General features: G+C 38.0%; 6 protein-coding genes. 1 reads left to right on the top strand and 5 read right to left on the bottom strand.

Annotated features, from left to right (window positions below; genetic code table 11):
* Window positions 1–211: 211 nt before the first annotated feature.
* From ACIP9W_RS19445 to ACIP9W_RS19435, 3 genes are all read right to left on the bottom strand, one after another.
* Window positions 212–1249, bottom strand: a complete 1038-nt coding sequence (locus tag ACIP9W_RS19445) for an LLM class flavin-dependent oxidoreductase (protein ID WP_400792763.1) — start codon at window positions 1247–1249, stop codon at window positions 212–214.
* 3 nt (window positions 1250–1252) lie between these two features.
* Window positions 1253–1891, bottom strand: coding sequence for an NAD(P)-dependent oxidoreductase (locus tag ACIP9W_RS19440; RefSeq protein WP_400792762.1), 639 nt, complete (start codon window positions 1889–1891; stop codon window positions 1253–1255).
* 75 nt (window positions 1892–1966) lie between these two features.
* The gene (locus tag ACIP9W_RS19435) at window positions 1967–2395 is read right to left on the bottom strand and encodes an Rrf2 family transcriptional regulator (RefSeq protein ID WP_400792761.1); all 429 of its coding nucleotides are present in this window, start codon (window positions 2393–2395) and stop codon (window positions 1967–1969) included.
* A gap of 238 nt (window positions 2396–2633) precedes the next feature.
* Here ACIP9W_RS19435 and ACIP9W_RS19430 point away from each other — a divergent pair, with 238 nt between their 5' ends.
* Window positions 2634–3446: a YitT family protein gene (locus tag ACIP9W_RS19430; protein ID WP_483880179.1), complete on the top strand. Its 813-nt coding sequence runs from the start codon at window positions 2634–2636 to the stop codon at window positions 3444–3446.
* A 182-nt stretch (window positions 3447–3628) separates the two neighbouring features.
* Here the strand turns inward: ACIP9W_RS19430 and scpC are convergent, their stop codons facing one another.
* Window positions 3629–5146 carry a succinyl-CoA:acetate CoA-transferase ScpC gene (scpC, locus tag ACIP9W_RS19425; RefSeq protein WP_400792760.1) on the bottom strand — a complete coding sequence of 506 codons (1518 nt, stop codon included), beginning with the start codon at window positions 5144–5146 and terminating at the stop codon, window positions 3629–3631.
* 258 nt (window positions 5147–5404) lie between these two features.
* Window positions 5405–6049 carry a LytTR family DNA-binding domain-containing protein gene (locus tag ACIP9W_RS19420; protein ID WP_282241609.1) on the bottom strand — a complete coding sequence of 215 codons (645 nt, stop codon included), beginning with the start codon at window positions 6047–6049 and terminating at the stop codon, window positions 5405–5407.
* Window positions 6050–6060: the final 11 nt, after the last annotated feature.

The following is a 6060-nucleotide window of genomic DNA, read 5'->3' as shown; positions in this document are numbered from 1 at the left end:
AGCGGAGGGAATGGCTCATCGCTCACCCGGCGGAAAGCGTACGACTGCAGTGAAAATCTAGCGGACAACTTCATCAACTAACTACTTCGCAGTTTTCCTAAATGGTGAAATGGTTTACGCTGTTTAGAAAGGGGCACTCACTTACCGTATTATAATTTTCTAAAGAGGAAAACGGCTGAGATACCATACATCTCAGCCGTTTTCCTCATAATTATTTACTTGTTTCTCTCCGCACTACCGGGGCAACTTCTGTTGCAAGTAGTTCGATTCCTTTTGCAACCTCACTAAATGATTGACCACCGATATCTATTTGTGCGATAAAGCGGTCGTGTCCGAATGCTTCATGCTGGCGAAGTATTTTTTCAACGATTTGCTGTGGACTTCCCACAAAAAGGGCCGTTTCTGGACTTGCTACTTGCTCAAAATCAGAACGAGTTATTCTTGTTGCCATTCCTCTTTGCTTATTCACATAAGACCAATAATTAGCGTAATAAGGATAAAACTCGTCTTTTGCCTGTTGGCTTTCTTTTGCTATATAGGTATGTGCGTTTACTGCAATCGGTAAGTCTTCTCGTTTATGTCCCTCTTCCATACCCGCTTGTATATATAAATCTACTAAGGATTTAAAATGTGTTAGCGGTCCTCCTAATATAGCCATTGCCAATCCTGTTCCGAGTCTACCAGCTCTGATTGCACTCTTAGCAGTCCCTCCTACTCCAACCCAAAGTGGCAGCTTTTCTTGAATTGGTCGTGGAGAAATCATTGCGTTCTCCAGGTTAGAACGAAATGTACCTTGCCAAGTCACGATTTCCTCTGTATTTAACTGTTGCAGTAATTTTATATTTTCTTCAAACAATGTATCATAATCATCCAGTTCATATCCAAAAAGGGGAAAGGACTCTATAAATGCTCCCCTACCTGCTATGATCTCAGCACGTCCTTCGGAAATCACGTCTAAAGTTGCAAAATCTTCAAATAAACGAACTGGATCTAGGGTGCTTATAACACTTGTTGCACTCGTTAGTTTAATATGTTTTGTAGCTTGTGCAACCGCAGCAAGGACAATTGCAGGAGACGAAATAGCATAATCCAACCGATGGTGTTCGCCAACACCAAAAATATCAAGACCTGCCTCGTCAGCCATTTTCCCCAATTCAATCACTTCTTTTAAACGCTGTTTCGCACTAATTGTTTCTCCAGTGTGCGGATTTGGACCTAGGTCCCCAAATGTATATATACCAATTTCCATTATCTACTCCGCTTCTGAAACAACTGAAAAACGTTCATTAACATGCTTGGCATTTTCAATTTCATCTACAATGGCGATTGCGTAATCTGCATAACTGATATAGCTTTCGCCTTTTGAGTTTAAAATTAGATTATCTTTTCCTAATTGATAAGAACCCGTTCTTTTACCTTCTGGGTCAAAGTGGCCAGCAGGACTAACAAATGTCCATTTAATATCAGCTGTTTCTTGTAATTCTTTTAAGTTTCTTCCTTGACCTGTTGCTGTAGGTTTGAAAATGTCAGGAAAATCAGGTGTATCGATTACACGGATTGTTTGCGCTTCATCCACATATAAACTTCCTGCGCCACCTACAACAATTGCCCTTGTATCAGTTCCTTTAATCGCCTCGATTAAAGCATGGCCAGCATCTACATGGGCTTGCTCTTCACCAAGCGGAGCACCAAAAGCATTTACGACAACGTCAAACTGTTTTACATCCTCTGACGTAAGGTCAAATATGCTTTTTTCTAAAACTTGAACGTCTTTCGTATTCAGTTTCGTAGCATCTCTAACAATTGCTGTTACTTCATGCCCTCTAACTTTTGCTTCTTCTAATATATGACTTCCTGCTTTTCCTGTTGCCCCAATTATACCTATTTTCATGTTTTTTCCTCCAATAAAATTTTATTTGGTTGTAACTTTAACCGTTACAACTATAGTAAAAAAATTGAATAGAAATTATCCAATTTTTTTGCTTAACACTTGAACTAACTCTTCCATCGTAACTTCCTTTAAAACTGCCTCCATTGCATCTTGCGCACGGAACAGTATTAGTTCCAATACTCCTTGAATATTAGCACCGACTGGACAATTGGGATTGGGATTCTCATGCATTTGAAAAAGTTCTCCTTCTTCTACCACTTCTACCGCATGATATACATCTAAAAGGGTTATATCATGTAAAGGCTTTTGAAGCGTAGCTCCTCCTAGCCCACGTCGGATCTCTATAAGTCCTGCTTTTTTTAGCTTACCCATCACTCTTCTAATTACCACTGGATTTGTATTAACGCTCTCTGCAATCCACTCAGAAGTACAAACGATATTTCGATCTAACGTTACGAGAGATAGTATATGAACAGCGACTGTAAATCGACTACTAATCTTCATATCTTTCCACCTTCCGATGTAACCATCATAATTACATCTGTTGTTTCTGTCAAATTAAATGCTGTTTCCTTACACAACGTAATATCTTCCCCTTCTATTATCCCAAAAACTTCTATAAAATAAAAAGAAAGCTTATAGAAAAGAGGAGATTAAATTGAGTGACGTATCTGCAGAACTAAAGGTTGAAAAAATTCCCCATAGAAATGCTCCTAAAAAAGTCATCTTTGCACGGACATTAATGATTGCTATTGGTGCTATTCTAATGGCAGTTGGATTGGAGTTATTTTTAGTACCAAATCAAATATTAGACGGGGGAGTAGTTGGGGTCTCAATTATCCTTTCACACCTTACTGGTGTCCGTTTAGGTATTTTTATCTTTATCCTCAACATCCCATTCTTTTTCCTTGGCTATAAACAAATAGGGAAAACCTTCGCATTATCCACCTTATTTGGTATTTCAGTATTATCTATTTGTACATCCTATTTACATAATATAGATCCCTTTACGAAAGATTTATTGCTCTCCACTGTGTTCGGAGGAATCATTTTAGGAATGGGCGTCGGTCTTGTTATTCGAAATGGCGGTTCCTTAGATGGTTCCGAAATTCTAGCTATTTTATTCAATAAAGCCCTACCATTTTCTGTTGGTGAAATTATTATGATTATTAACTTAGTTATTTTCAGTGTGGCGGGCTTCGTATTTACTTGGGAACAGGCGATGTATTCATTTTTAGCTTATTTCATCGCATTCAAAACAATTGATATTGTCATTCAAGGATTAGATGAATCCAAATCTATTTATATTATTAGCGATCAGATAGAGGACATTGGAGATGCAATCATGGATCGACTTGGTCGTGGAGTAACCTACTTACACGGAGAAGGTGCCTATACGGGGGACAATAAAAAAGTCATTTTCACAGTTGTTACCAGAATTGAAGAAGCAAAACTAAAGTCGATAGTAGAAGAAATTGATGATCATGCATTTTTAGCAATCGGTAATATCGCCGAAGTTCGTGGCGGAAGATTTAAGAAAAAGGATATTCACTAACAAAAATTACCCTTTTATTATTTTGCATAGTGAGGGATACTGCGACGCATTAGGTAATTACTAGCCCTCGCATCTGCCGTATTTAAGAAATCTAAGTACAATATTTAGATTTAGAACACATGAAAAGGAACATTCCCTCCATACAAAAACCGATCTCCACATAAATGAGATCGGTTTTTCCATTAAACATAAGATTTTACTTTTTCATCAAGCATTGTGCCATTTTTCGCTAGATTCGTATGGAATGAGAATGCTTTTTCAAGTACATGTGGAGTTTGTCCGCCTCTTGTTAAAGCTTCTTCATAGTAATCACGTAATTGTGCTTTGTACATTGGATGTACGCAATTATTAATAATCAGTTCTGCACGTTCTCTTGGAGCCAATCCGCGAAGATCTGCATAGCCCTGCTCAGTCACAACCACATCCACATCATGCTCGGTGTGGTCTACATGTGCGACGAAAGGTACAATACTTGTAATGTTTCCGCCTTTTGCTATAGACTTCGTAACGAAAATGGCAAGTTTTGCATTTCGAGCGAAATCCCCTGAACCACCAATACCATTCATCATTTTTGTTCCAGAAACATGCGTTGAGTTAACGTTTCCGTAAATATCAAACTCAAGCGCTGTGTTGATTGAGATCAATCCGAGTCGACGAATAATTTCAGGATGATTTGTAATTTCCTGTGGACGTAGAACTAACTTATCTCGATAATTCTCCAAGTTTCCATATACTTGCTTCATCATTTCTTCTGAAAGTGTGATGGAGCAAGCAGATGCAAAATTGACTTTTCCTGCATCGATTAACTCGAACACAGAGTCTTGTAGCACTTCCGAGTATACTTGTAAATCTTCAAATTCGGAATCAATGAGTCCGTGTAACACTGCATTCGCTACCGAACCAATACCTGCTTGAAGTGGAGCAAGTTTATTAGTAAGTCTTCCTGATTTTACTTCTTCCCGTAAGAAAGAGATTAAATGCTGTGCCATTTCTTTTGTCTCGTGATCCGGTGGAACAATCGGTGATGGTGAATCTGTGCATTTAGTAAAAACGATACCACGAATTTTATCCGTATCAACAGGCATTCCAACTGTACCGATTCGATCATCTGCTTTTGTTAATGGAATCGGAAGTCTTTGTCCTTGTTCAGCCGGCTCATATAAGTCATGCAATCCTTCTAATTGTTCCGATTGGTCTAGATTAATTTCTACAATAATATTTTTAGCGTGTGTTACAAAAGTTAAATTGTTACCAATAGATGTAGTAGGAATAATCATACCATCTGCCGTTATTGAAACCGCTTCCACTATAGCGAAGTCAATTTGTGGTAAGACTCTATTACGTATCATTTCTGCTGTATGGGACAGATGTTGGTCAACAAATAAATGATTGCCGGCATTGATATTTTTACGCATCGTTGCATCTGCTTGGAAAGGCAGGCGTTTATTAATAATACCCGCTTCCGATAATACTTTATCTAAATCAGAACCTAAAGAAGCCCCTGTAAAAATATTTACTTTGAATTTTTCTTTCTTTGCTCGCTCGACTAATGCAAATGGAACCGCTTTCGCGTCACCCGCCCTTGTAAATCCACTTAAACCTAATGTCATACCGTCTCTAATCCACGATGCAGCATTCTCCGCTTTTACGACAAGATCGTGCAAGCTGCTATCTTTTATACGCTCAAGATTCTTTTCCATCAATTAAACCTCCTCGTAAGATACATGTATCTTATTTTATCGTATATTGTCACAATTTCGATAAAAGTAGATAAAGAAGCTTATTGATCGATTAAAGCAGAGAATTTTATGATTAAACCAGCAAATTTCTTGACGTATAATTTCAAACTATTATTTTAATAAAATAATCCTCTAAAAAAGGCTTGAATAAAAGGATGGTTTCCCCTTATACAAGCCTTTTTATCATCATTCAGCAGAAGACTCCACCTCTATGGATCGTCAAAATCCTAATAACTTTCGAAAATAACTAGAGTATGACTGACTAACGGATACTTTTTCCCCATTTTCCATCACTAGAATAAACGTAGAATGTGTGTCTGGATAAATTTCTTTTATATGATGAACATTCACGATAAATGAACGATGACAGCGTATGAAGGATTGTCTGGGAAGCCTATATTCGAAGTCATGTAGTGAACTTGTGTGGGTTCCTGAAAATGTCTTCGTCACTATATGTGTTTTTCGATCTCTTGCTTCTAAATAGATAACATCTGAAAACGAAATTGGAATCCAGCCATCCTGTGTTTTGATCGTTACGACAGACTTCCCTTCCGTAAATGCAGGATAAATAGCTAGTACACAACCTTCTAGCTCTCCTTTATGCTGAAAAGGTACAGCCATCCCGTGATAAGGAACCCCGAACACTTCTCGGTCGATAAACTCTGACACTTTTTGCTTTCCGCTCATCGCTTTATAAGCAAGTGTTCCCTCTACCACAGGATCACCAGAAGTAATTTTCAAATCTATTCGTTTACTTGGTCGATAATAGATATACTTTTCTTTATCGGATACTGCAATAGATATTTCATCCGAAAATAATTCTCCTATTACGTCTAAAAGTCCACCAATGGATAGATCCTTCATTCCTGTGCTCT

The organism is Psychrobacillus sp. NPDC093180, from assembly GCF_044754065.1.
GTDB lineage: Bacteria > Bacillota > Bacilli > Bacillales_A > Planococcaceae > Psychrobacillus.
The sequence above is the reverse complement of the archived record's forward strand: the minus strand, read 5'-3'. Positions and strand labels throughout refer to the sequence as shown.

What these genes read in the sequence shown, in the direction of transcription:
- ACIP9W_RS19430 (WP_483880179.1), top strand. Translation starts at nt 2,634, where the DNA reads ATGATTGCTATTGGTGCTATTCTAATGGCAGTTGGATTGGAGTTATTT.
- ACIP9W_RS19440 (WP_400792762.1), bottom strand. Translation starts at nt 1,891, where the DNA reads ATGAAAATAGGTATAATTGGGGCAACAGGAAAAGCAGGAAGTCATATA.
- ACIP9W_RS19435 (WP_400792761.1), bottom strand. Translation starts at nt 2,395, where the DNA reads ATGAAGATTAGTAGTCGATTTACAGTCGCTGTTCATATACTATCTCTC.
- ACIP9W_RS19445 (WP_400792763.1), bottom strand. Translation starts at nt 1,249, where the DNA reads ATGGAAATTGGTATATATACATTTGGGGACCTAGGTCCAAATCCGCAC.
- ACIP9W_RS19420 (WP_282241609.1), bottom strand. Translation starts at nt 6,049, where the DNA reads ATGAAGGATCTATCCATTGGTGGACTTTTAGACGTAATAGGAGAATTA.
- scpC (WP_400792760.1), bottom strand. Translation starts at nt 5,146, where the DNA reads ATGGAAAAGAATCTTGAGCGTATAAAAGATAGCAGCTTGCACGATCTT.